The organism is Glutamicibacter sp. BSL13 (assembly GCF_052928425.1).
Map to the genome: position 1 here is coordinate 39,702 of NZ_JAVGCZ010000003.1, position 23,601 is coordinate 63,302.

At 64.2% G+C, this 23,601-nt stretch carries 21 protein-coding genes; 8 read left to right on the forward strand and 13 right to left on the reverse strand.

Annotation, left to right across the window (positions count from 1 at the left end; all coding sequences use genetic code 11):
* Positions 1 to 533: 533 nt before the first annotated feature.
* Positions 534 to 1,133: a hypothetical protein gene (locus RCJ92_RS00940; RefSeq protein WP_446753496.1), complete on the reverse strand. Its 600-nt coding sequence runs from the start codon at positions 1,131 to 1,133 to the stop codon at positions 534 to 536.
* Between the two features lie 452 nt (positions 1,134 to 1,585).
* Between RCJ92_RS00940 and RCJ92_RS00945 the strand changes: the two genes are divergently transcribed.
* Complete coding sequence (locus RCJ92_RS00945) at positions 1,586 to 2,707, forward strand: LLM class flavin-dependent oxidoreductase (RefSeq protein WP_054821117.1); 1,122 nt, start codon at positions 1,586 to 1,588, stop codon at positions 2,705 to 2,707.
* A 59-nt stretch (positions 2,708 to 2,766) separates the two neighbouring features.
* Complete coding sequence (locus RCJ92_RS00950; RefSeq protein ID WP_346921129.1) at positions 2,767 to 3,249, forward strand: MarR family winged helix-turn-helix transcriptional regulator; 483 nt, start codon at positions 2,767 to 2,769, stop codon at positions 3,247 to 3,249.
* Positions 3,250 to 3,374: 125 nt separating this feature from the next.
* Here RCJ92_RS00950 and RCJ92_RS00955 read toward each other — a convergent pair whose 3' ends face one another.
* The 6 genes from RCJ92_RS00955 to RCJ92_RS00980 all read right to left on the reverse strand — a co-directional run bounded on the left by RCJ92_RS00955 (position 3,375) and on the right by RCJ92_RS00980 (position 8,652).
* Complete coding sequence (locus RCJ92_RS00955; protein ID WP_446753497.1) at positions 3,375 to 4,169, reverse strand: hypothetical protein; 795 nt, start codon at positions 4,167 to 4,169, stop codon at positions 3,375 to 3,377.
* Between the two features lie 57 nt (positions 4,170 to 4,226).
* Positions 4,227 to 5,204 (reverse strand): PRC and DUF2382 domain-containing protein, encoded by a 978-nt coding sequence (locus RCJ92_RS00960; protein WP_446753498.1) that lies wholly within the window; start codon positions 5,202 to 5,204, stop codon positions 4,227 to 4,229.
* Positions 5,205 to 5,547: 343 nt separating this feature from the next.
* Positions 5,548 to 6,555 (reverse strand): SDR family NAD(P)-dependent oxidoreductase, encoded by a 1,008-nt coding sequence (locus tag RCJ92_RS00965; protein WP_446753499.1) that lies wholly within the window; start codon positions 6,553 to 6,555, stop codon positions 5,548 to 5,550.
* Positions 6,556 to 6,666: 111 nt separating this feature from the next.
* Positions 6,667 to 7,143, reverse strand: a complete 477-nt coding sequence (locus RCJ92_RS00970; protein WP_446753500.1) for an SRPBCC family protein — start codon at positions 7,141 to 7,143, stop codon at positions 6,667 to 6,669.
* Positions 7,144 to 7,259: 116 nt separating this feature from the next.
* Complete coding sequence (locus tag RCJ92_RS00975; RefSeq protein ID WP_446753501.1) at positions 7,260 to 8,063, reverse strand: alpha/beta fold hydrolase; 804 nt, start codon at positions 8,061 to 8,063, stop codon at positions 7,260 to 7,262.
* A gap of 76 nt (positions 8,064 to 8,139) precedes the next feature.
* Positions 8,140 to 8,652, reverse strand: coding sequence for a GNAT family N-acetyltransferase (locus RCJ92_RS00980; RefSeq protein WP_343833689.1), 513 nt, complete (start codon positions 8,650 to 8,652; stop codon positions 8,140 to 8,142).
* A 280-nt stretch (positions 8,653 to 8,932) separates the two neighbouring features.
* On the opposite strand from RCJ92_RS00980, the gene RCJ92_RS00985 reads away from it, so the two are divergent.
* The gene (locus tag RCJ92_RS00985; protein WP_446753502.1) at positions 8,933 to 10,141 is read left to right on the forward strand and encodes a D-alanyl-D-alanine carboxypeptidase family protein; all 1,209 of its coding nucleotides are present in this window, start codon (positions 8,933 to 8,935) and stop codon (positions 10,139 to 10,141) included.
* 98 nt (positions 10,142 to 10,239) lie between these two features.
* Here the strand turns inward: RCJ92_RS00985 and RCJ92_RS00990 are convergent, their stop codons facing one another.
* Genes RCJ92_RS00990 through RCJ92_RS01010 form a run of 5 tightly spaced genes read right to left on the reverse strand, consistent with a single transcriptional unit; the run spans position 10,240 to position 15,889 of the window.
* Positions 10,240 to 11,427, reverse strand: coding sequence for a cysteine desulfurase family protein (locus RCJ92_RS00990; RefSeq protein ID WP_446753503.1), 1,188 nt, complete (start codon positions 11,425 to 11,427; stop codon positions 10,240 to 10,242).
* Positions 11,424 to 12,287: a carboxylating nicotinate-nucleotide diphosphorylase gene (nadC, locus tag RCJ92_RS00995; RefSeq protein ID WP_446753504.1), complete on the reverse strand. Its 864-nt coding sequence runs from the start codon at positions 12,285 to 12,287 to the stop codon at positions 11,424 to 11,426. The genes RCJ92_RS00990 and nadC overlap by 4 nt, the downstream gene beginning before the upstream one ends.
* The gene (locus tag RCJ92_RS01000) at positions 12,287 to 13,876 is read right to left on the reverse strand and encodes an L-aspartate oxidase (protein ID WP_446753505.1); all 1,590 of its coding nucleotides are present in this window, start codon (positions 13,874 to 13,876) and stop codon (positions 12,287 to 12,289) included. The genes nadC and RCJ92_RS01000 overlap by 1 nt, the downstream gene beginning before the upstream one ends.
* Positions 13,873 to 15,135: a quinolinate synthase NadA gene (gene nadA / locus RCJ92_RS01005; protein ID WP_446753506.1), complete on the reverse strand. Its 1,263-nt coding sequence runs from the start codon at positions 15,133 to 15,135 to the stop codon at positions 13,873 to 13,875. The genes RCJ92_RS01000 and nadA overlap by 4 nt, the downstream gene beginning before the upstream one ends.
* Positions 15,128 to 15,889, reverse strand: coding sequence for an NUDIX hydrolase (locus RCJ92_RS01010; protein WP_446753507.1), 762 nt, complete (start codon positions 15,887 to 15,889; stop codon positions 15,128 to 15,130). The genes nadA and RCJ92_RS01010 overlap by 8 nt, the downstream gene beginning before the upstream one ends.
* A gap of 101 nt (positions 15,890 to 15,990) precedes the next feature.
* Between RCJ92_RS01010 and RCJ92_RS01015 the strand changes: the two genes are divergently transcribed.
* Complete coding sequence (locus tag RCJ92_RS01015) at positions 15,991 to 16,737, forward strand: alpha/beta fold hydrolase (protein WP_446753508.1); 747 nt, start codon at positions 15,991 to 15,993, stop codon at positions 16,735 to 16,737.
* A gap of 1,056 nt (positions 16,738 to 17,793) precedes the next feature.
* Here the strand turns inward: RCJ92_RS01015 and RCJ92_RS01020 are convergent.
* Complete coding sequence (locus tag RCJ92_RS01020) at positions 17,794 to 18,276, reverse strand: SHOCT domain-containing protein (protein WP_446753509.1); 483 nt, start codon at positions 18,274 to 18,276, stop codon at positions 17,794 to 17,796.
* A 239-nt stretch (positions 18,277 to 18,515) separates the two neighbouring features.
* Between RCJ92_RS01020 and RCJ92_RS01025 the strand changes: the two genes are divergently transcribed.
* The 4 genes from RCJ92_RS01025 to hpaD all read left to right on the forward strand — a co-directional run bounded on the left by RCJ92_RS01025 (position 18,516) and on the right by hpaD (position 23,418).
* Positions 18,516 to 20,018 carry a fumarylacetoacetate hydrolase family protein gene (locus RCJ92_RS01025; protein WP_446753510.1) on the forward strand — a complete coding sequence of 501 codons (1,503 nt, stop codon included), beginning with the start codon at positions 18,516 to 18,518 and terminating at the stop codon, positions 20,016 to 20,018.
* A 2-nt stretch (positions 20,019 to 20,020) separates the two neighbouring features.
* The gene (locus tag RCJ92_RS01030; protein ID WP_138178152.1) at positions 20,021 to 20,680 is read left to right on the forward strand and encodes a GntR family transcriptional regulator; all 660 of its coding nucleotides are present in this window, start codon (positions 20,021 to 20,023) and stop codon (positions 20,678 to 20,680) included.
* A 77-nt stretch (positions 20,681 to 20,757) separates the two neighbouring features.
* The gene (hpaE, locus tag RCJ92_RS01035) at positions 20,758 to 22,287 is read left to right on the forward strand and encodes a 5-carboxymethyl-2-hydroxymuconate semialdehyde dehydrogenase (RefSeq protein ID WP_138926007.1); all 1,530 of its coding nucleotides are present in this window, start codon (positions 20,758 to 20,760) and stop codon (positions 22,285 to 22,287) included.
* Between the two features lie 33 nt (positions 22,288 to 22,320).
* Complete coding sequence (gene hpaD / locus RCJ92_RS01040; protein ID WP_138178156.1) at positions 22,321 to 23,418, forward strand: 3,4-dihydroxyphenylacetate 2,3-dioxygenase; 1,098 nt, start codon at positions 22,321 to 22,323, stop codon at positions 23,416 to 23,418.
* The last annotated feature ends 183 nt before the right edge of the window (positions 23,419 to 23,601 follow it).

Genomic DNA, 23,601 nt, shown 5'->3' on the forward strand with positions numbered 1-23,601 from the left:
TCCTGTCGAGATGTCCTCGCGATTGAAGCACGCCCGAATGTTTACAGCGCGAAGCTGAGGATGCGATCTATCAAAGCCGGCTTGACTCAGGTTGCCAGCTTGCTTGGGGACGATCCATACCAGCTTGACCCCTTTGTGCCGCTGCCCGGCAAACAGTACATTGAGCCGGTCAAGCTGCCACCTGGTGCTCAGGTTGGTCCGGTCCGGCCAAATGTGGTGCGCTGCATACAGTGCCACACACCGGCGTTCCTCAGACACCGGAAACTAGACGGCTGACCCGCTAGAGATTCAACGATTACGGAGCCGAAAAAATTTTGCCTTCGTACGTATTTGCGTTCAGAAGTGTGGTCTATCGCCGATACCTTGACGTCGCTACTTTCCCGTTGGTGCCCGGGAGACAGCCAAGACTGGATCACGGTGAGACTCCGTCCTGCGTTGACGCCTGTTGTCGAGCGCGTGCGAAGAGTTGGCCATATAAATTTGTTTTAAACCAAATCTTGCACATTGAACCAATACCACTCCTTCAAGGCTATTCACTCCGGCGGAGTCTCTATTACTGGGCAATATTCGGCAATGAGTAAAGATACGTTGGTCTTAGAAGTAAAAATACGCCCATCCATAGTTTTTACATAGGCGACGACACCGTTATCCTCAATGAATCTATTACACTGCAACTCGTCTTGCACCAACGCGCCCAGGGAAAGCATGACAGAAGCTCGCTTTTGCGCATCGATCTGCAGGGGAAATGCGCAGGCGAACATACTGCCATCAGCTTCTTCATCACCCCAGCAAGTCGCGCTGACCGCCGACTCGTCCTTGTCACCTACATATATTCCAAATTCCGCGATACCCACTGTGTTGTAGCCGGTGTTATCTAGGTCTACCCTCACGTTCAAGTCCCACGGAAAAATAACGTCAGTCTCTTTGAGCTTCTTGATTTTCTTAGCATCGACCGGCGCGCTCCATTCGCCGGATTCCTTATTATAGAGCTGTAGGTGTGCCGCTACCTTAATGGCGCCGAGCTGAGATTCCAGGAGATCTAAGTTTCGCTGCTGAACGAACGCAGCCCAACCAGCTATTAAAATTGCGCAGATGGAAAGAGCCAAGGAGGTTTTTGCAAAACGACTTTCCACGGCCACTCCCCTTCCCGGTCGAAAAGTAATATGAAAAACGAAAACCGCAGCTTTCACCTGTACCGAAATCTAATACTCTCGGGTCCGCTTGACCAGTAAATAGGAGGAAATCTGGCTAAAAATTATGGCTCGAGCCAGGTTTGATCGTTTCCGCTTCGTCTTCGATAGCTCTCCTTGGTGAAGACGTATACCACTCGCCAATCAAGAAAGCCGCTGAATACAAGAGAAAGCGGTAGCTTTCAGGCTCTACGAGCTGTTGCATCCCTGCCCAGCTTTTTTGAGAATTTTCAGGGTAGCCGCAACCCTGGACGGTTCGCCGTAGGTGATCTTTGGCCTTAAGACCTGCCTGAATCATGGGAATAATTGACGAATCAACTTGTTATTACATTCATACGCATATAGATTGGTCGCTGAAGCCCAGCGGAACCACGAACAGGACAAGGAGTCCCGCCATGCAGTTCGGTGTCTTTACCGTCAGTGACATCACCCGCGACCCCACCAACGGCACCATCCCCACCGAGAAGGAACGCATCGACGCGATCGTGGCCATCGCCAAGAAGGTCGAAGAGATCGGGATGGATGTCTTCTCCATCGGTGAGCACCACAACCGTCCGTTCTTCTCCTCCTCCCCCACCACCACGCTGGCCTACATTGCCGCGCAGACCGAGCGGATCATCCTGTCCACCGGCACCACGCTGATCACCACCAATGATCCGGTGAAGATCGCCGAGGACTTCGCCATGCTCCAGCACCTGTCCAACGGGCGCACCGACCTGGTGCTCGGGCGCGGCAACACCGCCCCGGTCTATCCGTGGTTCGGCAAGAACATCCAGGACTCGGTGAACCTGACCATCGAGAACTACAACCTGCTGCGCCGGCTGTGGGACGAGGACGTGGTGAACTGGGAGGGGCGCTACCGCACCCCGCTGCAGAACTTCACCTCCACCCCGCGTCCGCTGGATGATGTGCCCCCGTTCGTGTGGCACGGCTCGATCCGCACCCCGCAGATCGCCGAAATCGCCGCCTACTACGGCGACGGCTTCTTCGCCAACAACATCTTCTGGCCCAAGGAGCACTACCAGCAGCTGATCGGCCTGTACCGGGAGCGCTACGAGCACTACGGTCACGGCCGGGCGGATCAGGCGATCGTGGGCCTGGGCGGCCAGTTCTACATGGGCAAGACCAGCCAGCAGGCGGTCAAGGAATTCCGCCCCTACTTCGACAACGCCCCGGTCTACGGCCACGGCCCGTCCCTGGAGGACTTCACCTCCCAGACCCCGCTGACCGTTGGTTCCCCGCAGGAGGTGCTGGAGAAGACCCTGACCTTCCAGGAGTACTTCGGCAACTACCAGCGCCAGCTGTTCCTGGTGGACCATGCCGGGCTGCCGCTGAAGACCGTGCTGAACCAGCTGGACATGTTCGGCGAGCACGTGCTGCCCGAGCTGCGCAAGGAAATGGAATCCCGCGCCCCGGCCGACCTGACCCCGGCTCCCACCCACGCCGGACTGGTGGCCGCCAAGAAGGCCAGGGAAGAAGCCAAGAATTCTCACCCCGACAAGGGACAGGACGCTTAAGCGGGGATAAGATCAAGGGGTAAGGATGCCAGCCACAGGGCTGCAAGCATAGGAGTGCAGTGACACACAGTGAGCAAATGGTGGCCGGTGAGGCCAGCACCGCCCCGGCCCCGCTAAAGAACACGGTCGAGGCCTGGGAGGCACTCTTCCGCACGCAGGTGGCGGTGATGCGCCACCTGATCTCGATGCCCGAATTCAATCGGCTCTCGGTGCGTGAATACGACGTGTTGTTCAATCTGCGCAATTGTCCCGAAGGCAAGGCGCGGCTGGTGGACCTGAACAAGTTCCTGCTGATCTCCCAGCCGTCGCTGAGCCGGATGATCGTGCGGCTTGAGGAACGCGGCCTGATCTCCCGCAGCCCGGATCCGACCGATCAGCGGGCGATGATCCTGTCCCTGACCGAGAAGGGCCTGGAGGTGCAGCGCGACATTGGGCGCGAGCACGTCAAGCACCTGCACGAGCTGATGGGGCATGCGCTGAGCGAAGAGGAGTTTGACCAGCTCAAGCACCTGAGCATGAAGCTGCGCGCCGGGATCGACTAGGACGCGCGACGGCATAGGAAAGCCGAGGCAGGTACGTCATCACGACGTACCTGCCTCGGCTTTTCCCTGACCGCTAGCCCGGATAAGAAGTTCTTCTCACCGGCTGGCGGCACCTAGTCGGCCCGCTAGACCACATCCAGCCCGGCCTTGTCGACCTTGCGGTGGAAGCGCATCCCGGCCAGGCCGCCCAGCAGCGCCCCAACCAGGGCCACCACCGCGACCACGACCGCGGCGATGATGCCGGCGGTGGTCAGGTCCCCTTCGTTCACGGGGATCCGCGGGAAGCTGTTGACCTGGGCCAGGACGTTGAACTGGCTGCCGCCAATCCAGCCCAGCAGCGCCACCACGATGGCGATCACCAGGGCCCACAGCCACACGGCCAGGCCCTGCTTCATGCCGTCGAACCGTGCCATGCGCCCGGCGACGTAGCCGCCGCAATAGTAGGCGACGAGCACGATGACGCCCAGCACGATGATGCCGACCATGCCCACCGTCTGCGGGTCCTGGTTCAGGCTCTGGGTGACCTCATCCGGGTTGACCCCGGTGCTCAGCCCCACGGCGGTGCCGGCGGCGGCCACCAGGGCGGTGAGCACCACGCCCATGCCGGTGGCGGTCAGCCAGCCGAAGAACGCTGAGCCGATCTTCATCCCGCCGTAGATGTGCTTCTCCCGTGCCACGACGCTTTCCCGGTCCCGTTCGGCCACCCGGTCGGACGGCGTGTCCGCCCGGTGCTGGGCGCGCTCGGCGCTGGCCTCCCCGTCCGGGACGGCGTCCCGGCCCTGGTTCCGGTCCCGGCGCAGCTCGCCTTCGCGGTTCAGCTCGGCCTCCCGGTTCAGGTCGCGTTCGTTATTCAGCCGCTCACCGCGGGTCAGCCCCGAGTCACGGTCGTCGTGCGGTGACTTATCTGCACTGGTACTCATGTTCCCCTCCTTCTCGGATTCGGACCATGGTGCCGCCCGCGGCGCGGGCGGCACTGCCTAGCGGTCCGTGCGACGGGTGCGTTCACCGGTTTCCGGGTCGATGGTCTCCCCATCGCCCTCGGCCTCGATCCGCTCCTTGCGGACCTGCTCGGTGACCTTTTCCTCGTCGGTGACGGTCTCGGTGTCCAGGCGGACCTTCTCCACCGGGACCGCTTCCTTGTCAACGACCGGGCGTTCGGCGTGCAGGGTCACTTCCTGCTCCTCCTCGCCCAGCTCGCCGCCGCGCACGGTGCCGGCGGCATCGGCGTCGGTGATCGGTTCGCGTTCCACGCGCACCTCTTCGTGGCTGACCGGAACGGTGGTGGTCACGTTCTCGGTCACCACGTACTTGCGCAGCCGGGCCCGGCCGGTTTCCACGTTCTCGGTGCCCACGCGCAGCTGCTCCTCCGAGCGGGTCATGCCCTCACCGGCGTCCCGGTCCCGGCCCACGGTGCCGGCGGTGTCGCGGTCATCGAACGCGACCCCGGCGTCGGCCGTGCGGTCGGTGCCCACCCGGTCATCCAGGCGGTCATCGCCCAGGCGGTCGCCGGCCAGGCGGTCATCCTCCAGCCGGTCATTGCCCACGCCCCCGGCCAGGGCGGTGTCGTTCGGGTCCGCGGGCAGCTGGCCCGCTGAATCGTGGCCGGTGCGCTGGTCCACGCTCTGCTGCCGGTCGTAGGAGCGGTTGTAGTAGCGGTAGAGCTCCTGCTCATCGGCCGGGCTCAGGTGCCCGTCCTCGTCGTCGATGCGCGGGGCATCCTTGACGATCTGCTTGTCGAACGGCACGGTGACGGTGTCCCCATGCACGCTGGCTTCATCCAGCGGAACGAAGCTTTCGGACATTCCAAACAATCCGGTGCGCACGGTGACCCACTGCGGTTCGCCGGTCTGGTCATCAAGGAAGACCTGTCCGAACTTGCCGATCTTCTCGCCGTCGCTGCCGACCACGGTGCCGCCGGTGTTCAGCAGTTCATCAATCTGGTTCTTGTTGATCATGGTTTCTTTCCTTTGCGTCGGTGTTCAGTGTTGTGAAACCGTCCGGAAACCAAGTGTGGTGTCCGAAGGGTGCTGCGCCCCTGGTGGGCGTGACGTCCTACGAGCCGTTCGGGTCAGTGCCGGCGGGTGTGTGCCGGTCTGCCGAAACTTGGAAGCTCAATGCTGAAGGCATTCGTGATGCTGTTTGCAGATTGGGTTTCCTCTCTGTTGGTGTCCCCCGGTACCTTGAATATCCCATCTGCTCCCGCCGCCGTGTCCAGTGCCTAGTGCCTGCATGGACGCAGCCTTGGGGCTGACTGGGAAACCTGAGATGTTCTGCCATTGGCGCTGTAGAGGTGCCATATTAAGCGCCCCCGTCCCCCGGCATGGGTGCGGCCCCGTCCTTTTCGCCCACCTCGTTGAAGCGCCCGGCGGCCCGGCGGCCAAGCACCGTAATCGCATCGAGCACCTTCTGGGCGGGGCCCGGCAGCCGGTCGCGGGCCTCGTGCCCGGTCACGGTGCCCTGTTCACTGCCCGGCGCGCCGGGCAGCATCCGCCCGAGAACTCCCAGCAGGTTCGCGGTGGTGGCCGGGGCCAGGCCGTGGACCCGGATGGCCAGCTTGGCCAGCGGGGTGAGCACCACCAGCGCCTTGCCCTCCAATACCCGGCGCACGATCTGGCGGGCGGCCCGCTCGGCGTCAATGGACACCAGCGGGAAGGAGGCACCGACCGAGAACCAGCCGTACTCGGCCGGCTGGTTGCCGGTGAACTCGGCGCGCAGGTGGGAGCCGGTACGCATCAGCCCGGGCACCACGGTGGTGACCTTGACCCCGGTGCCGGACATCTCCGCACACAGCCCCTGGGAGAAGCCGACCGCGCCGAACTTCGCGGTGCCGTAGGGCAGCAGGTGCGGCACGCTGATCATCCCGCCAATGGAGGAGACGGTGGCAATGTGCCCGCGTCCGCGTTCGCGCATGGAATCCACCACGGCCAAAGCCAGGTTGACCGGGCCCCACAGCATGATGTTCACGGCCTGTTCGAAGTGTTCACGCTCCAGGGACTGCAGCGGTCCGACCTGGATGACCCCGGCCACGGTGACCAGCACCTCGATGGGCCCCAGGGTTGCTTCGATGCGCGAGACCATGCTGGTGACCTCACCGTTGTCCGCCACATCGCACACCATGGATTCGACCATGAGGCCTTCGGCATGCAGCTTTGCCCGGGCCGCGTCCAGTTCCTCCGCCTCGCGAGCACAGATCACTACCCGGTAGCCGCGCCGTCCCAGTTCCCGGGCCACAAGCAGGCCCAGGCCCCGTGAGGCACCGGCGACCAGTGCGACTTGCCCCTTCGTTGTTTCCTGAGGTGTTGGCATGGCCTCACCCTAGGCAGGTGAAGGGCCGCTGTGACACAGGCCATGGCAATTACCCGGCCAGCTCCCAGCCAATCCTGAACCGGAGCGGTGTTGACGCAGGTGGCGTTCAGGTTACTTGTAGAATCCTTCACGCAAATTGATGCCGTGCTCCACCCAGGCCTTTAATGCCGCCAGCATCGAGGTCCAGCCCTCGCAGTTGTCAAAGGCCCGTTGGATCCCCGCCTCGCTGGGCTGCCAGCCGGATTCACTGATCTGCACCTTGGTGCGGGCGCCCTCATCAACCGGCTCGAAGTCGAACTGCACCCGGCTCATGCCGGCATCGGCCACCAGGTGCTCACCTGCCCACCGCAGCACAATGCGCCGCGGGGCCTCGGCTTGCAGCACCTGCACCGGGAAGGCGCCGGGGAAGTCGTGGAAATCCCAGGTGACCGTGTCACCGGCCTCCAGCCGCCCGCGGGCCCCGCCGGTGGTGAAGTAGCGCGAAAGCTGCTCGGGATCCGCGACCGCCTCGTAGACCTGCTCGACCGGCTTGGCAACGTGCCCGGCAACAGTGAAGGAGAGCTCGCGCGGGAGCTGGTGTGCGTCCATGGTAGATGTCTACCGCACCCGTGGCACCGGCACAAGGGTTTGCGCACCGAGACACCGGCGCACCGGCACATCGGGAGGAGCAGGACAGCGGGTGCCAGGCGGGGAGGACAGTGCTGTTAGTCGATCGCCCGCTGCCCGATCTTGGCCTGGTTGGCCATCCGGTTGATGATCCGCGCGGCGAGCTTTCCCTGGGTCGGGGTCAGTTCATGCGGTCCGCGGCTGCGGCGGATGCGCACAAAGCGGCGGTTGGCCATGAACGCCCGGGTGGTGTTGCCGCGGATGATGAAGAAGTCCAGCACCCCGTTGACGAACAGCATGGGCAGCTTCAGCCGGGTGGCCTGCCGGTAGGACTCGTATTGCATGATCGAATTTTGCAGGCTCTTGCGGTAGGCCGGCCAGGTTTCCTCGGTGATTTCCATGCCCTTGATGAACGGAACGTATTCCTCGGCCAGCCCTCCGCCGGTTTGGACCGCGTCCGGGGAACGGGAGACCAGTTCGAACAGCGAGAAGTACAGGCCCTCGGCACGGAAGAGCTTGCGCAGCTTGCCGCCGCGCGGCTTGCGCCGGTAGAGCGGTGCACCGAAGAGCACCAGGCGCTCAACCATGTCCGGCTCCTTCTCCGCCAGATCCAGGGCAATATTGCAGCCCATGGAGTGGCCGGCAATGACGGCCTTTTGAATCCCCAGGTCCTTCAGGGTCGCGGCGACCGCCGAGGAGTGGTCCCGCAGGGTGTATTCAACATCCGGTTTCGGCGCATCCCCAAATCCAAGCAGGTCCACGGCAATGATCCGCACCCGGGAGTAATCCACGTCATCGAGGACGAAATGCCAACTGTGGTGGTTGTTCCCCAAGCCGTGCAGCAGGACCACGGGCATGCCCTGGCCCCGGTCAATCTTCACGGGCAACAAGTGGTTCGACATGATCCCAATAGATTAGCAAATTTACGCCCTTGACAGGCGGCGGAACCCCCGTAGAGCAGTGAGGTGGGCAACTGTCCTAACAGCCGAAGGGGGCGGCGTAGCGGTAGTTGCCTGCGGGCAGACGGTGGGGGTCGAGCACCTTCACCATGAAGTTCTCGCCCCAGGCGGCATCGGAGGGGATGATTCCGTGATCGGAAGCCGGTTCGTAGCCGAAACGCCGGTAGTAGTCCACGTGGCCGAGCAGCACGATTCCTGCCAGGTTGCGCTGCTGCGCACGGTCGTGGATGTCCTGCATCAGGATCGAGCCCACCCCGCGGTGCTGGTATTCGGGGGCGACCGCCAGCGGCCCGAGCCCCAGCAGCGGGTATTGCCCGTCCACGCTCCCCCAGCTGGCGATCACGTGCCCAATGACGGCGGTCTCATCCAGGGCCACGATCGAGAAGACCGGATCGTAGGCGGGACAGTCGAAGAGCTCTTGCAGCAGGCCGACCTCCGCCGGCTCAATCGAGGGGTCGGAGTTGGCGAATGCCGCATGGGCCACTGCGTAGACCCCTGCCCTGTCGTCGAAGGTTTCCTGCCGAACTTGCATGGTCGCTAACCTACCAAACTCAGCTGGGCGCTCCACCGGGATGAAGCCCTACAGACCCGGAGCGAAACGCAAAACTACTGGTCACCTCCCGATGCCGGAAACTCATGCCCAGAGCGAATGTTTCGCAGTGTTGAACGAGAGGGGAACAAAGGGTTTATCCCCATTTGCCGGGGCAAACTTATCTGCGAAACTTTGCGCCATTTGCTAGAAGAACCATGCCCGGGCGGGTTCTTGATGCTGGAATAAGGGAAGCTCATTCATCACTCGTGAGGAAAAACCCATGACCAAGAAACGCACGACCCGCCTGGCGCTGGCGACCGTGTTCACCGCCTCGTTGGTGGCGACCTCGCTGGCCCCGGCCACCGCCTTCGAACCGGCCGCCCCGGCCCAGGTGCACTCCCAGGGCATCACCACCGCGGCCGTCCCGAGCACCGACGTGGCCTCGTTCGTCCCGACGGCCCGGAAGCTGCAGCGCGGTGCCGGCCGCATTGATGTCTTTGTCAGCAAAAGCTATCCGCTCTCACCGGCCCGCTATGTCCCCAAGACCAAGACGGTAAAGGGCACCTCCATCCGGCTGCGGCCCGAGGCGGCTGACGCCTATTTGAAGATGAAGACGGCGGCGAAGAAGTCGGGCGTGAACATTGCCCTGGTCAGCGGCTACCGCTCCTATGACCGGCAGGCCCAGCTGTTCCGGCAATACACCCAGCAGTACGGGTCAAAGTATGCCCAGCGGATCTCCGCGAAGCCCGGCACCAGTGAACACCAGACCGGCCTGGCCGTGGACGTGGGCAACACCAACCACCAGTGCGGCCTGCAGGCCTGCTTCGAATCCACCAAGGTGGGGCGCTGGATGGCCAAGAACGCCCACAAGTACGGCTTCATTCTGCGCTACCCCAAGGGCTACGAGTCGGTGACCGGATACGCCTACGAACCATGGCACTTCCGCTATGTGGGCGCGTCCCTGGCCAAGAGCTACACCCAGTCCGGGGCCAAGACCCTGGAGCACTACTACGGGGTGGCCAAGGCCAAGCCGAAGGCGGAGAAGCCCAAGACCCAGGCTCCCAAGAGCGCCTCGAGCGCCAAGACGGAGGCGAACCTGAACCTGCGCAGCGGGGTCGGCACCAAGCACAAGGTCCTGCTGACCATTCCGAAGGGCAAGAAGGTCAGCCTGACCGGCAAGACCTCCAAGGGCTGGTACCAGGTGAAGTACGCCTCCAAGACCGGCTGGGTTTCGGGCACCTACCTGGGCAGCTTCTCCGGCAGCAAGCTCAAGACCCAGACTTCCCCGTCAAAGCCGAAGAGCTCGGCAAAGACCAAGAAGACCACGGCGAACCTGAACCTGCGCACCAAGGCGGGCACGGGCAACAAGATCCTGCTGACCATCCCGAAGGGCAAGAAGGTCAGCCTGACCGGCAAGACCTCCAAGGGCTGGTACCAGGTGAAGTACTCCTCCAAGACCGGATGGATTTCGGGCAAGTACCTGCGCTGACCGGTTGCCGTCCCGGTGAGAGCGGGCAGCCGGGGTACCTCAAGCAAAACAGCAGGCAAGGGGTGGGACGAAGTCGATTCGTCCCACCCCTTGCCTGGTTAACGCCTCGGCCGATCGGCCAGCTTTGCGGATGGTGGCTGGCGTTCGCCGAGCAGCCCGCGCATCACGCTGATCACGGCCGAAGCCACCTGGCTGATCTCGTTTTCCTTCATTCCACGGGTAAAGGAGAGCCGGAGGGCGGTATGCGCCAGTTCCGGCTCGTACCCCATGGCGCTGAGCACCGGGGAGGGATCGGTGGAGCCGGCGGCACAGGCCGAGCCGGAGGAGCACAGCACCCCGTGGCGTTCCAGCTCAATCAGCACGGTCTCCCCGGCGGTGCGCGGGAAGACCAGGGACACGATCCCGCCGATGCGCTGGGTCGGGTGCCCGGTAAGCGCCACCGATCCCGGGAACTGCTCGTTGAGTTGGCCGGTGATCCGTTCAATCAGGTAGGGGCCGTAGCCTTCCCCTGCCCCGGCTTCGCGTTGTTCGCGCACGATTTGCAGGGCCCGGGCGATCCCGGCGGCGCCGGCCGGGTTTTCAGTCCCCGAACGCACCCCGCGCTGCTGGCCGCCGCCGTGCAGCAGCGGCACGATCGGGTGGTTGGCAGCATAGTAGAGCACCCCGGTGCCCTTCAGCGCCCCAATCTTGTGACCGGAGATGCTCAGCGCATCCACGTGCGGGGTCAAGTCACTCAAATCCAGCCATCCGGCGGCCTGCACCGCGTCGGTGTGCATGAACGCGCCGGCGGCGCGAGCCAGGCGTCCGAGCTGCGCAATGGGCTGGATGGTGCCGACCTCGTTGTTCACGGCCATGACCGAGACCACCGCGGTCTTCGCATCGATCAGCCGCTCGGCGGCCGCCAGGTCCACTACGCCCTCGTGGTCCACGGGGATCAGCTCATGGGTGAAACCGTGGTGTTCGGCCAGGAACGCGGCCGCGTCCTGCACCGCGGGATGCTCGATGGCGCTGGTGATAATCTTCCGTTCCCGTGGGGCCGCCAGGGCCGCACCGATGACGGCGAGGTTGTCGGCCTCGGTGCCTCCGGAGGTGAAGTAGATTTCATGCTCCCCCACCCCCAGCTCATTCGCCACGGTGTTGCGGGCCCAGCTGACCGCCCGTTCGGCGTTGCGCCCCAGCTCATGACGGGAGGACGGGTTGCCAAAGTCATGGGTCAGCAAGGGACTGATGGTGTCCAGCACCTGCTGGTGGGCGGGCGCGGTCGCCGCGGCATCCATGTAGATCATCCGATCACCATATCCAATCCCAGATCGATGGCCGCCACCGAATGGGTGATGGCGCCGGAGGAAATGATGTCCACCCCGGTTTCGGCGATCTCGGCGACCGTGGCGGCGTTGACGTTCCCGCTGGCCTCGACGATGGCCTGGCCGTCAATGAGTTCCAGGGCGGCCGGGATGTCCGCCGGGGCAAAGTTGTCCAGCATGATCACATCCACCCCAGCGGCCAACACCGCGGGGATCTGGCTGATGTCATCGACTTCCACCTCCATGGCGGTGGTGTGCCCGAGCCGGGAACGCACCTGGCGCAGCGCACTGGTCAGCTGCTTGCCGTCCCCCAGCAGGGCCAGGTGATTGTCCTTGGCCATGAACGCCTCGGAAAGGTTGTCCCGGTGGTTCACTCCCCCGCCACAGCGCACCGCATAGCGTTCCAGGGCCCGCAGGCCGGGAGTGGTCTTGCGGGTGTCGGCGATGCGCGCCTTGGTGTGCGCCACCTTCCCCACCAGTCCGGCGGTGGCGGTGGCAATGGCGCTCATCCGCTGCAGCAGGTTCAGCCCCACCCGTTCGGCGGTGAGGATGCTGGCGGCCGGCCCGTTCACGGTGATCAGCTCGTCCCCCGCCTCGAAACGCTGCCCGTCAGCGAGGTGGGCCGTGATCTGGATGTCCTGATCCACCTGCTGCATGACCCGTTCGAACACGCCGGTGCCGGAAAGCACGCCGGGCTGTCGGGCCACCACGGCGGCGCGGGCGGTGACGGCCGGGTCCAATACGGTGGTGGCGGTGATGTCCCCGCGGGGGCAATCCTCCAGCAGGGCGAGCGACACAATGGCATCAATGACGGAGCGCGGGACGGGGTGGATGGAACTCATCAGGCGTAGATTTCCTCGAAGGTGTTGGTGGTGGTCTGTTCGCTGAGCGGAAGCTGCCAGCAGGTGCGTGCTGCCGGGTGCGGCTCGGGGTGATCGGTCCGGTAGTGCGCCCCCAGGCTGTGGGTGCGTTCCTGGGCGGCATGGGCGGTCAGGCGGGCAATGAGCAGCAGGTTCTCCAGCTCGTGACGGGCGCGGGGGCTTGCGGCCACCGGTTGGGCCTGCCGCAGCCCGGTGATGGCTTCCCGCAGGCCAGGGCCGTCGCGGTGCACTGCCAGCTGGTCTGTGGCCAGCTGGCGCAGCTGCCCAAGGCTCATTCCCTGGCCTGGTTCGGTTTCGGGCAGTGGATGGACGGCGAGCGCCGCCGTCTCCGCCCGGGCCAGCGGCGGGTCAGTGAGCATGGCGTTCACGGCACGGCGGGCGAAAACCAGGGCTTCGAGCAGGGAGTTGCTCGCCAGCCGATTGGCCCCATGCACAGCGGTGTTCGCGCACTCGCCGGCCGCATAGAGCCCGGGCACGGTGGTGCGTCCGTCCAGGTCGGTGAAGATCCCTCCCATGAGATAGTGCTGGGCCGGACGCACCGGGATCAGGTCGTGTGCCAGGTTCAGCCCACAGGCCTGTAGGCGTCGGGTAATGGAGGGGAACCGACGGGAAAGGAAACCTCGGCCCTGGTTCTGCTCCACTGCCCGGGCGTCCAGGTAGACCGGGTGCCCGGCCATGTTCTGCGCGTGGATAGCCCGGGCAATCACATCGCGTGGCGCCAGTTCGGCCCGTGGATCAATCCCGGGCATGAAGCGCTCGCCGGTGCCGGTGACCAGCACGGCGCCTTCCCCGCGGACCGCCTCGCTGATCATCCCCGCGCCCGGGTGGGCTTCGGTGTCCACCATGGTGGGGTGGAACTGCACGAATTCCATGTCGCTGATTATTGCCCCGGCCCGGGCGGCGAGCGCGATGCCGTCCCCGGTCGCGCCCACCGGGTTGGTGGTGTGCCGGTAGAGCCCGCCAATGCCGCCGGTGGTCAGCAGCACCCGGTCCCCGGCCAGCGTGTGCTCGCTGCCGTGTCGCAGATAGCGCACGGCGTGCCCGGAATCCTGCCGGCGTTCAAGGGCGGTGACCAGCGCGTGCTCGATTACGCTGAGGTTTCCGGCCTGCTCTGCTCTGCGGCAGGCGGCGACCAGTGCGCGGGTCAGCCCCTGGCCGGTGGCGTCCCCGTTGATGTGCAGGATCCGGTGGGCGCTGTGCGCGGCTTCCAGCCCCAGCTGGTAGGCGCCGTCCCCACTGCGGTCAAAGGCCACTCCGTGCTGTTCGAGCTGGTCAATGATTTCCGGTGCCGCGGCGCACAGGGTCTGCACGGCCTGGACCGAGCCGTGCCCGTTCCCCGCGGCCAGGGTATCGGCGACGTGGCTGGCCACGGTGTCCCCGGCCACTTGTCCCTGGGAGGTCAGGGCGCTGATGCCGCCCTGGGCCCATTCGGTGTTGCCGGTGCCCAGCCCGTCCTTGGTCAGCAGCACCGGGTGCACGCCGCGGCCTACCGCGCTCAAGGCGGCCAGCAGCCCGGCGGCCCCGGAGCCGACAATGATGATCCGGGTCATGGCCGGGCAGCCAGCATCCGCTCCAGGGCGGTCTTGGCGTCGGCCTGCTCGGCCTGCGGCACCTCAATGCGGTTCACAATGCGCCCGGCCACCAGTTCCTCCAGCACCCAGGCCAGGTAGCCGGGGTGGATGCGGTACATGGTGGAGCAGGGGCAGATCACCGGATCCAGGCAGAAGATCGTGTGCTGCGGGTACTGCTCGGCCAGCCGGTTGACCATGTTGATCTCCGTGCCGATGGCGAAGGTGGTCGGTTCGGTGGCCCCGGCGACGGCCTTGAAGATGTAGTCGGTGGAACCCGATTCATCCGCCGCATCCACCACCTCCATGGGGCATTCGGGGTGCACAATGACCCGCAGGTTCTCGTGCTCGGCCCGCGCCTTGTCAATCTGCGCGGTGGTGAAGCGTTTGTGCACGGAGCAGAAGCCGTGCCACAAGATCACCTTGGCGGCGTTCAGGGTGTCGGCATCGTTGCCGCCCAGTTCCCGGCGTGGGGTCCACAGCGGCATCTGCTCCAGGGGGATTCCCATCGCCTTGGCCGTATTGCGGCCCAGGTGCTGGTCCGGGAAGAACAGCACCCGCCGGCCGCGCTCGAACGCCCACTCCAGCACGGTCTTCGCGTTCGAGGAGGTGCACACCAATCCCCCGTTGCGGCCCACGAACGCCTTCAACGCCGCGGAGGAGTTCATGTAGGTCACCGGGATCACCGCGGCGCGCCCGTCATCCTCCTCGTCCCGGTACAACTCCATCAGCTCATCCCAGCACTGCTGGACGCTGGGGGCATCGGCCATGTCCGCCATGGAGCATCCGGCCGAGAGGTTCGGCAGGATCACCGCCTGGTCATCCCGGGAGAGCACATCGGCGGTTTCGGCCATGAAATGCACACCACAAAAAACAATGTACTTGGCCTCGTCACGGGTCAGTGCCGCATTGGCCAGCTGGAAGGAATCCCCCACGAAGTCGGCGTACTTGACCACCTCGTCACGCTGGTAGAAGTGCCCCAGCAGCACCACGTCATCGCCCAGGGTCTCCTTCGCCGCGCGGATGCGGGCATCAAGTTCCTCATCGCTGGCGCTGAGGTACTGCTGGGGCAACTTCTGCTGCCGAGGGTAGTTCGCCGGGGCCTGGTCCTCCTGGGAGGCACCGGGGCCGTAACCGGATGGGGTGTCCCAGGGGTTGGCCGAGAGCTCGGATGAGCAGGTGGAGCCCGGAGCGTTGAGGGTCAGCCGGGTGATGGTCGAGGAGAGGGTAGGGCTACTCATGGTTGGTATCTACTTCCAATGGGTCATGGCCGCTGCCCGCGTAGCGGTAGAGCCGGGGTGGTCGGTGCTGGCCGCCGGCGAGGTATTCGTCGGTGGCCACAATGCTCTGGGTGGCTTTGAGTTGGCGGCGGAAGTTGGCTGGATCCAGTTCCTTGCCCAGCATGGCCTCGTACACCGCCCGCAACTGGGCCAGGGTGAAGCGCTCGCCGAGCAGCCGGTGGGCGATTTGCCCGTACTCGACCTTGTTGCGCAGCCGCCACAGCGCGTAGTCGATGATCTGCCGGTGATCGAAGGCCAGGTTCTCCAGGACGGGATCGTCCACCGCGAACCACGCCACGTTCTCGTCCTCCACAGTGGCACCCACCTGGGCCTCGGTGACCAGCGCGAAATACGCGATGGTCACCAATCGCTGGGTGGGTGAACGATCCGGGTCACCGAAGGTGTAGAGCTGTTCCAGGTAGCTCGGCCGCAGCCCTGTGGTGCTAGCCAGGGTGCGGCTGGCGGCGGTGCCAAGGGACTCGCGGGGTCCCACGGGGCCACCGGGCAGCGCCCACTGTCCGGCGTGGGGTTGGCGAACGCGGCGCACCAGCGGCAACCACAATTGTGCTCGGCCGCCGTCGGTGGGCCGGATACCGAAGATCACCGTGGAAACGGCCAACGCCGGTGGCATGTTGCGCCGTTCTGCCACGTTGGCTGATCCCAGCGGGATGCTCATCAAGGCCTCCTGTTTTGCCGGCTGCTTGTTTAGGCTCATGACCGGCCGATTGGAATTTGGTTAGAGTCATTCTGACATTAACTCCCCAGGCCTTCCACCCTAAGAACGCTTTGTGACCGCAGTGACATATAGTTTTGAGCATGACCTTGGATCTTAATCTTCGAGTTATCCCCGCGAACACCGAGGCCAGTGCACCAACCGTGCTGCTGATCCACGGCTTCGCCTCCTCCGCAGACCTAAACTGGGAACGGTCCGGATGGGTTCGGCACTTCACCGAAAATGGGCGCAATGTGGCGCTGGTGGATCTGCCCGGCCACGGAGAGGACCCGAACCGCAACGACGGCAGCTGGGCCCCGAGCCGCATCCACCTTGCCCTGGCCAAGGTGGTCGAATCCCTGGGTGGCCCGGTTGACGTATTGGGCTACTCACTAGGCGCGCGCCTGGGCTGGGAGCTGGCCGCCAAGCATCCCGAGCTCGTCCGCCGCCTGATCATCGGCGGCCCCGGCAGTCTGGACCCGCTGGCCGCCTTCGCCTTGAATGAGGCGCGCAATTTCGTGGCCACCGGTGAGTCGATCGCCGATGAATACACGGCAAAGGTGATGTCGATTGCGATCAACGAGAAAGCCAGCGATTTCAGTGCGCTGTTCAAGCTGATCGAAGGCATCAAGACCGAACCCTACGATCCGGCCGAAGCGGTGCCGACCACGCCAACCCTGCTCGTCGCCGGGGACCAGGACGACCTGGCCACCACCATGCCGTACCTTCGGCGCCTGCTTCGTGAAGCCGGAGCGGACACCGAAGTCGTATGGCTGGCCGGGCGGAATCACGCCAGCGCAGTAACCAGTCGCGAGTTCAAGACCGCGGCACTGAAGTTCCTCGACGCATAGTCCTCCAGCTTCCGAATTCCAATGAGTTCGGTCGGACGAAAAACAGGCTGGCTGTAGTTCCTGAAAACTACAGCCAGCCTGTTTTGTGCCTACGCCCTGTGAGCGGACGACGGCTTAAAAGCTTGGGTCGGGCGAAGTCTCGCATAACGCGCCCGGAAGGCATTCCCCAATGCGTCTGCCAACTCGGTACCCCATCCCCATGGGCCTAGTAGGCATATCCGGTTGCGGTGAACTTCGCCCGACCAATACTCATAATGATAGGGGAACCCCCAAGTTTCCAAAATCCGAAGTCTCAGGAAAAACGCTGTTTCACCGCGTGTTTTCTTAGTGCAAGGACGCTCCGAGCTGCAGCGGTTGCAGCAGACCGATCGCTCAATAACTGTTCCGCCGTACGCTTATCCTGCGCGTCAAGCTAGTCAATATGGGAATGTGGGTTCTGCAAATTCGCTTTACTTACCCCCTCTTGGGAAAGCGCGCCTGAACGAACATACGTCTCGCAGCCACGTTTCCTAGCAGGACTTTCCCAGAATAGTCGGGAAACGAGCCTGTCATAATCCATGTCATCGCATGTAATACTTGCGTTTGCGCAGTTTCTCGCTGCGAGTGACCCGGCGACTTACCAAGGTCGCCTACGAGCTAGCCGCCCTGAGGGCTACAAGTATCGAGCCGATACGCTCTCCCTGCGCGATGCCACTACATCAAGCGGTCCTGGCGTACAGCAGAACTGAAGTTACGCCGAAACTCGGCAACGTCATCCGCCAGCGGCAAGAGTCAATACACCGTCTTTGAAGACGCCAACCGAGCTCAGAAGTGGGCGCTCTCGCAATGCCCAATCTCGGCATGTCGCCCTCCTGCCCCCAGGTGCAGCTGCCGCGATTAGATTGAGAATGCGAAAAAGTCTCGCTACCGGCATGTAGCCGGCGCGAGACTTTCAGGAGCACCAGTATGTTTCGGTAGAGGGCACGAACCGTTGGCGAGTGATATCAACAACTACTGGGAGCGAAGACCTACAGCATTTTGATGCACACAGCAGGATCGCCCAGCTGTTTAGTCGCACTACATCCTCTCAAGAAAGCTCCTCCGCTTCTCTTCGAACTCGGCTTCGCTAATCATGCCCCTATCGCGGAGACTTGCCAGTTCTTCGAGTTTCTGAGTGATCGACTTCTCCTCGCGAGGAGCGGCAATGGTGACAGGAACCCGTTTGGGCTGATTTCGAATAATGACGCCAGTAACCGTGAGCAAGATACCGAGAACGATGAATATCCAGGTCGGTACGGCAGCTGCCGAAATTTTTTCTAGACATTCACGCGCTGCACCGCCCGGCGAACCGCCAAGAGTGTCGTACACCTTCGCCGCAAAACTGTCTTGATCAAAAACACTGCCACATAAATTACCAACCGGCGTAGCGCCGATGCTGATTCCCACGACAACAGATACCAATCCGGAGATGGTGAGTACGAGCCATAGCCCCCCTTTCTTCTCCTTCGGGATCCTGCCAAATTTGGGCGCGGGTAAGTTGGGTGGAATGGATGATGACATTGTTCTACTTTCGAGATGCGAAGGATGAAAGTGACGTTCACTCACATTCTAAGCGAGCCTAACCCGACATCATTCATTGACCGTCGCGCTATTTACGCGCTGCGGTTCCGTTTGGAATGCGCCACACTCGTTGATAGCTAATACCGTCATCGCCTGAAAGCTTGGAGAGCTTGACACCCTCAGAGATTCAGCGCACACTGATCGTATACGATTTGATGTACGAAGAAGTGGGAGAATCAATGAGCACCTCGGTTTCGGTCAACGAGTCGACCTTCGCGCAGGCAGGGAAGGTGCTGGCCGTGCACCTGTCCTACGCTTCGCGGGCCGCCCAGCGCGGACGCACCCCGAAGTACCCCAGCTACTTCATGAAGGCCTCCTCCTCGTTGGCAGTTTCCGGCTCGACCGTCGAGCGCCCGGCCGGCACCGAGCTGCTGGCCTTCGAGGGTGAGATCGCCCTGATCATCGGCAAGGCCGCCCGCCGCGTTTCCGTCGAGGACGCCTGGGGCCACGTTGGTCAGGTCACCGCCGCCAACGACCTGGGCGTGCACGACATGAAGTACGCCGACAAGGGCTCGAACATCCGCTCCAAGTCCGGCGACGGCTACACCCCGTTGGGCCCGAACGCTTTAGAGGCGGCAAGCGTTGATCCGGCCAAGCTGCGCGTGCAGACCTGGGTCAACGGTGAACTCGCCCAGGATGCCGACACCTCCGAGCTGCTCTTCTCCTTCGCCCAGATCGTTGCCGACCTCTCCCAGCAGATGACCCTGCTGCCTGGGGACGTCATCCTCACCGGCACCCCGGCCGGCTCCACCGTCTTCTTCCCCGGCGATGTCGTCGAGGTTGAGGTCACCGACCTGGTCTCCGGGGCCAGCACCGGCAAGCTGAAGACCACTGCCGTGGAGGGCACTGACGCCTTCGCCGCCTTTGGCAACCAGCCCAAGGTCACCGAGAAGGACAAGGAAGACGCCTACGGGGACCGCGCCGCCGCCGGACTGGAGCCGATCATCACCGGCAAGGACGTGCTCACCGATGAGGTGCGCGCCAAGCTGGAGGCCGTGGCCACCGCCACCCTGTCCGCCACCCTGCGCAAGCTGGGGCTGAACAACGTGAACATCCAGGTGCCCGGCGCCACCAAGGGCATGCAGCGGGTCATCGGCACCGCCCGCACGCTGCGCTACGTGCCCAACCGCGAGGATCTGTTCAAGAAGCACGGGGCCGGCTACAACACCCAGAAGCAGTCCATCGATTCGCTGGGCGACGGCGAGGTGCTGATCATGGAGGCGCGCGGGGAAACCGGGGCCGCCACCCTGGGCGACATCCTGGCCCTGCGCAGCCAGACCCTGGGCGCGGCCGGAATCATCACCGACGGCGGCGTGCGCGATCTGGACGCGGTAACCGGATTGGACATCCCGGTGTTCTACAACGGCGCCCACCCGGCCGTGCTGGGCCGGCGCCACGTGGCCTGGGACAAGGACATCACCGTGGCCTGCGGTGGGGTTACCGTGCAGCCCGGGGATGTGATCGTGGCCGATTCGGATGGCATCGTGGTCATCCCGCCGCACCTGGTCGCCGAGGTCGCCGACACGGCACTGGCCACCGAGAAGTCCGATGAGTTCATCTTCGCCATGGTCCAGCGCGGGCACGTCATCGACGGGCTGTTCCCGATGAACGCGGACTGGAAGGCCAAGTACCAGGCCTGGCAGCAGGCCGGCAGCCCGGACCTGGACAGCTGGGAACTCTAGCCATGACCCCCTCGAAGTCCGAAGCGGCCTACGCCACCATCTCCGAGCGGATCAACAACGGGGCCTACTCCCCCGGATACCGCCTGGTGCTGGGAACCATCGCCGAGGAGCTGGGCTGCTCGGTGGTTCCGGTGCGCGAGGCGATCCGGCGGCTGGAGGCCGAGGGGCTGGTGAACTTCACCCGCAACGTGGGGGCCACGGTGGCGCAAATCGATTCCACCCTCTACCTGCACACCATGCAGACCCTGTCGGTGATCGAACCGGCCGCCACCGCGCTGGCCGCACCGCTGATGGATCAGTCCCTGCGCCAGGCGGCGCGTGAGGTGAACCAGAAGATGCGCGAGTGCCTGGACAGCTTCGACCCGGTGGCCTTCACCCAACTGAATACCGAATTCCACAAGCTGCTGTACTGCCAGTGCCCGAACCCGCACATCCTGGACCTGGTCCAGCGCGGGTGGCGGCGTCTGGCGGCGATGCGCTCCTCCTCCTTCTCGCACATCCCGCACCGGGCTTTGCAGTCGGTCCAGGAGCACGAGCACCTGCTGGACCTGCTGGAGGACGGGGCGTCCGCCGAGCAGATCGAGCAGGCCGCCCGGCGGCACCGCACCAACACGCTGAACGCCTACCTCAAGGCGGCGGGCATGGAGCCCTCCCCCATCTAGGCAAACCAGCAGCACCCAAGATTTTCGACCACAAGTTTTTTGACCGTCTTTGCAACGCAACGCGAAAGGACACAGCCATGAGCAAGCACTTCGTTCCGGAGAACCTGCCCAGCAAGATCCAGCACTACATCAACGGTGAGTTCGTCGATTCCATCGGCGGCAAGACCTTCGAGGTGCTGGACCCGGTGACCAACAAGCCGTACGTGAACGCCGCCGCAGGGCAGAAGGAGGACATCGACGCCGCCGTCGCCGCCGCCACCGAGGCCTTCAAGAACGGCCCGTGGCCGCGCATGAAGCCGCGCGAGCGCGCCAACGTGCTGTACAAGATCGCCGACGCCGTGGTGGCCCAGGAGGACCGCCTGGCCGAGATGGAGACCTTCGACACCGGCCTGCCGATCACCCAGGCCCGCGGCCAGGCCCGCCGCGCCGCGGAGAACTTCCGCTTCTTCGCCGACCTGATCGTGGCCCAGCACGACACCGCGCTGAAGGTCCCCGGCTCCCAGCTGAACTACGTGAACCGCAAGCCGATCGGCGTGGCCGGGCTGATCACCCCGTGGAACACCCCGTTCATGCTCGAATCCTGGAAGCTGGCCCCCTCGATCGCCTCGGGCTGCACCGTGGTGCTCAAGCCGGCGGAGTTCACCCCGCTCTCGGCCTCCCTGTGGGCCAAGATCTTTGAGGACGCCGGGCTGCCCAAGGGCGTATTCAACCTGGTCAACGGCATCGGTGAGGAAGCCGGCGACGCGCTGGTCAAGCACCCGGACGTGCCGCTGATCTCCTTCACCGGCGAATCCTCCACCGGCCAGCTGATCTTCCGCAACTGCGCGGAGAACCTGAAGGGCATGAGCATGGAGCTGGGCGGCAAGTCCCCGGCCATCGTGTTCGAGGACGCCGACTTCGATGCGGCCATCGACTCCACCCTGTTCGGCGTGTTCTCGCTGAACGGTGAGCGCTGCACCGCCGGGTCGCGCATCCTGGTCCAGCGCGGCATCTACGAGAAGTTCATCCAGGCCTACGCCGAGCGCGCCAAGAACATCAAGGTCGGCGACCCGCACGACCCGGACACCCAGGTCGGCGCGCTGGTGCACCCCGAGCACTACGACAAGGTCATGAGCTACGTGGAAATCGGCAAGTCCGAGGGCCGCCTGGTCGCCGGTGGCGGACGCCCGGAGAACCTGCCCGAGGGCCAGGAGAACGGCTCCTACGTCGCCCCGACCGTGTTCGTGGACGTGAAGCCTGACGCCCGGATCTTCCAGGAGGAAATCTTCGGCCCGGTCGTGGCGATCACCCCGTTCGACACCGAGGAAGAAGCCCTGCAGCTGGCCAACAACACCAAGTACGGCCTGGCCGCCTACCTGTGGACCAACGACCTGCAGCGGGCCCACAACTTCGCCCAGAACATCGAGGCTGGCATGGTGTGGCTGAACTCCCACAACGTGCGTGACCTGCGTTCGCCGTTCGGCGGCGTGAAGGCCTCGGGTCTGGGCCACGAGGGCGGCTACCGCTCGATCGACTTCTACACCGACCAGCAGGCCGTGCACATCACCCTGGGCGAGGTGCACACCCCGAAGTTCGGTGCCGCCGACGCAGCCAAGATCGACGGCTAGTACCCCAAGAATTATTTGCAAAGGAGCAAGAACATGAGCAACGAGATCCCCAAGCCCTCGGTCCCGGCCCCGGACATCCTGCGCTGCGCGTACGCCGAACTGGTCGTCACCGACCTGGCCAAGTCCCGCGAGTTCTACGTGGACGTGTTGGGCCTGCACGTGAGCTACGAGGACGAGAACCAGGTCTACCTGCGGTCCTTCGAGGAGTTCATCCACCACAACCTGGTGCTCACCCAGGGCCCGGTCGCCGCGCTGAAGGCCATGGCCTTCCGCGTGCGCTCGAACGAGGACGTGGACGCGGCCGAGGCCTACTACAAGGAGCTGGGCTGCCGCACCGAGCGGCGCAAGGACGGCTTCGTCAAGGGCATCGGGGACGCGGTGCGCGTGGAGGACCCGCTGGGCTTCCCGTACGAGTTCTTCTTCGAGACCACCCACGTCGAGCGCCTGCACATGCGCTACGACCTGTACTCGGCCGGTGAGCTGGTGCGCCTGGACCACTTCAACCAGGTGACCCCGGACGTGCCGCGCGGACGCAAGTACCTGGAGGACCTGGGCTTCCACGTCACCGAGGACATCCAGGATGACGAGGGCACCACCTACGCCGCCTGGATGCACCGCAAGGGCACCGTGCACGACACCGCCCTGACCGGCGGCAACGGCCCGCGCCTGCACCACGTGGCCTTCTCCACCCACGAGAAGCACAACATCATCCAGATCTGCGACAAGATGGGTGCCCTGCGCATCTCGGACCGCATCGAGCGCGGCCCGGGCCGCCACGGCGTGTCCAACGCGTTCTACCTGTACATCCTGGATCCGGATGACCACCGCATCGAGATCTACACCCAGGACTACTACACCGGGGACCCGGACAACCCGACCATCACCTGGAACGTGCACGACAACCAGCGCCGTGACTGGTGGGGCAACCCGGTCGTCCCGTCCTGGTACACCGAGGCCTCCAAGGTCCTGGACCTGGACGGCAACGTGCAGGAAATCGTTGAGCGCACCGATGACTCCGAACTGGAGGTCACCATCGGCGCCGACGGGTTCTCCTACACCCGTGCCGGGGATGACGAGGGCACCTACGTGGGCGAAGCCTCCAAGGGCTTCAAGCTGGGCAACCAGCTCTAGATACCCCCACGCCGGGGCAACTCCTGGGCAGCCAGCAGGACCTGCGGAACGCACACAGTGCGTTCCGCAGGTCCTTTTTTGCGCCTTCCGGGGCCGGGCCCTGCTTTTGCAGGTGCATCCCGATAGCTTTTTATCCGCGACGTACCGCTGCGGTCCGGGCCGGGGCCGCGGCCCGCCGGCCGC

Excerpts from the sequence above, each read along its gene's own strand:
- hpaD (WP_138178156.1), top strand. The coding sequence starts at position 22,321 with ATGAGCAACGAGATCCCCAAGCCCTCGGTCCCGGCCCCGGACATCCTG.
- RCJ92_RS00970 (WP_446753500.1), bottom strand. The coding sequence starts at position 7,143 with ATGGACGCACACCAGCTCCCGCGCGAGCTCTCCTTCACTGTTGCCGGG.
- RCJ92_RS01025 (WP_446753510.1), top strand. The coding sequence starts at position 18,516 with ATGAGCACCTCGGTTTCGGTCAACGAGTCGACCTTCGCGCAGGCAGGG.
- RCJ92_RS00985 (WP_446753502.1), top strand. The coding sequence starts at position 8,933 with ATGACCAAGAAACGCACGACCCGCCTGGCGCTGGCGACCGTGTTCACC.
- RCJ92_RS01030 (WP_138178152.1), top strand. The coding sequence starts at position 20,021 with ATGACCCCCTCGAAGTCCGAAGCGGCCTACGCCACCATCTCCGAGCGG.
- RCJ92_RS00960 (WP_446753498.1), bottom strand. The coding sequence starts at position 5,204 with ATGATCAACAAGAACCAGATTGATGAACTGCTGAACACCGGCGGCACC.
- nadC (WP_446753504.1), bottom strand. The coding sequence starts at position 12,287 with ATGAGTTCCATCCACCCCGTCCCGCGCTCCGTCATTGATGCCATTGTG.
- RCJ92_RS00955 (WP_446753497.1), bottom strand. The coding sequence starts at position 4,169 with ATGAGTACCAGTGCAGATAAGTCACCGCACGACGACCGTGACTCGGGG.
- RCJ92_RS00965 (WP_446753499.1), bottom strand. The coding sequence starts at position 6,555 with ATGCCAACACCTCAGGAAACAACGAAGGGGCAAGTCGCACTGGTCGCC.
- RCJ92_RS01015 (WP_446753508.1), top strand. The coding sequence starts at position 15,991 with ATGACCTTGGATCTTAATCTTCGAGTTATCCCCGCGAACACCGAGGCC.
- RCJ92_RS01020 (WP_446753509.1), bottom strand. The coding sequence starts at position 18,276 with ATGTCATCATCCATTCCACCCAACTTACCCGCGCCCAAATTTGGCAGG.
- RCJ92_RS01010 (WP_446753507.1), bottom strand. The coding sequence starts at position 15,889 with ATGAGCCTAAACAAGCAGCCGGCAAAACAGGAGGCCTTGATGAGCATC.
- hpaE (WP_138926007.1), top strand. The coding sequence starts at position 20,758 with ATGAGCAAGCACTTCGTTCCGGAGAACCTGCCCAGCAAGATCCAGCAC.
- RCJ92_RS01000 (WP_446753505.1), bottom strand. The coding sequence starts at position 13,876 with ATGACCCGGATCATCATTGTCGGCTCCGGGGCCGCCGGGCTGCTGGCC.
- nadA (WP_446753506.1), bottom strand. The coding sequence starts at position 15,135 with ATGAGTAGCCCTACCCTCTCCTCGACCATCACCCGGCTGACCCTCAAC.
- RCJ92_RS00980 (WP_343833689.1), bottom strand. The coding sequence starts at position 8,652 with ATGCAAGTTCGGCAGGAAACCTTCGACGACAGGGCAGGGGTCTACGCA.
- RCJ92_RS00975 (WP_446753501.1), bottom strand. The coding sequence starts at position 8,063 with ATGTCGAACCACTTGTTGCCCGTGAAGATTGACCGGGGCCAGGGCATG.
- RCJ92_RS00945 (WP_054821117.1), top strand. The coding sequence starts at position 1,586 with ATGCAGTTCGGTGTCTTTACCGTCAGTGACATCACCCGCGACCCCACC.
- RCJ92_RS00990 (WP_446753503.1), bottom strand. The coding sequence starts at position 11,427 with ATGATCTACATGGATGCCGCGGCGACCGCGCCCGCCCACCAGCAGGTG.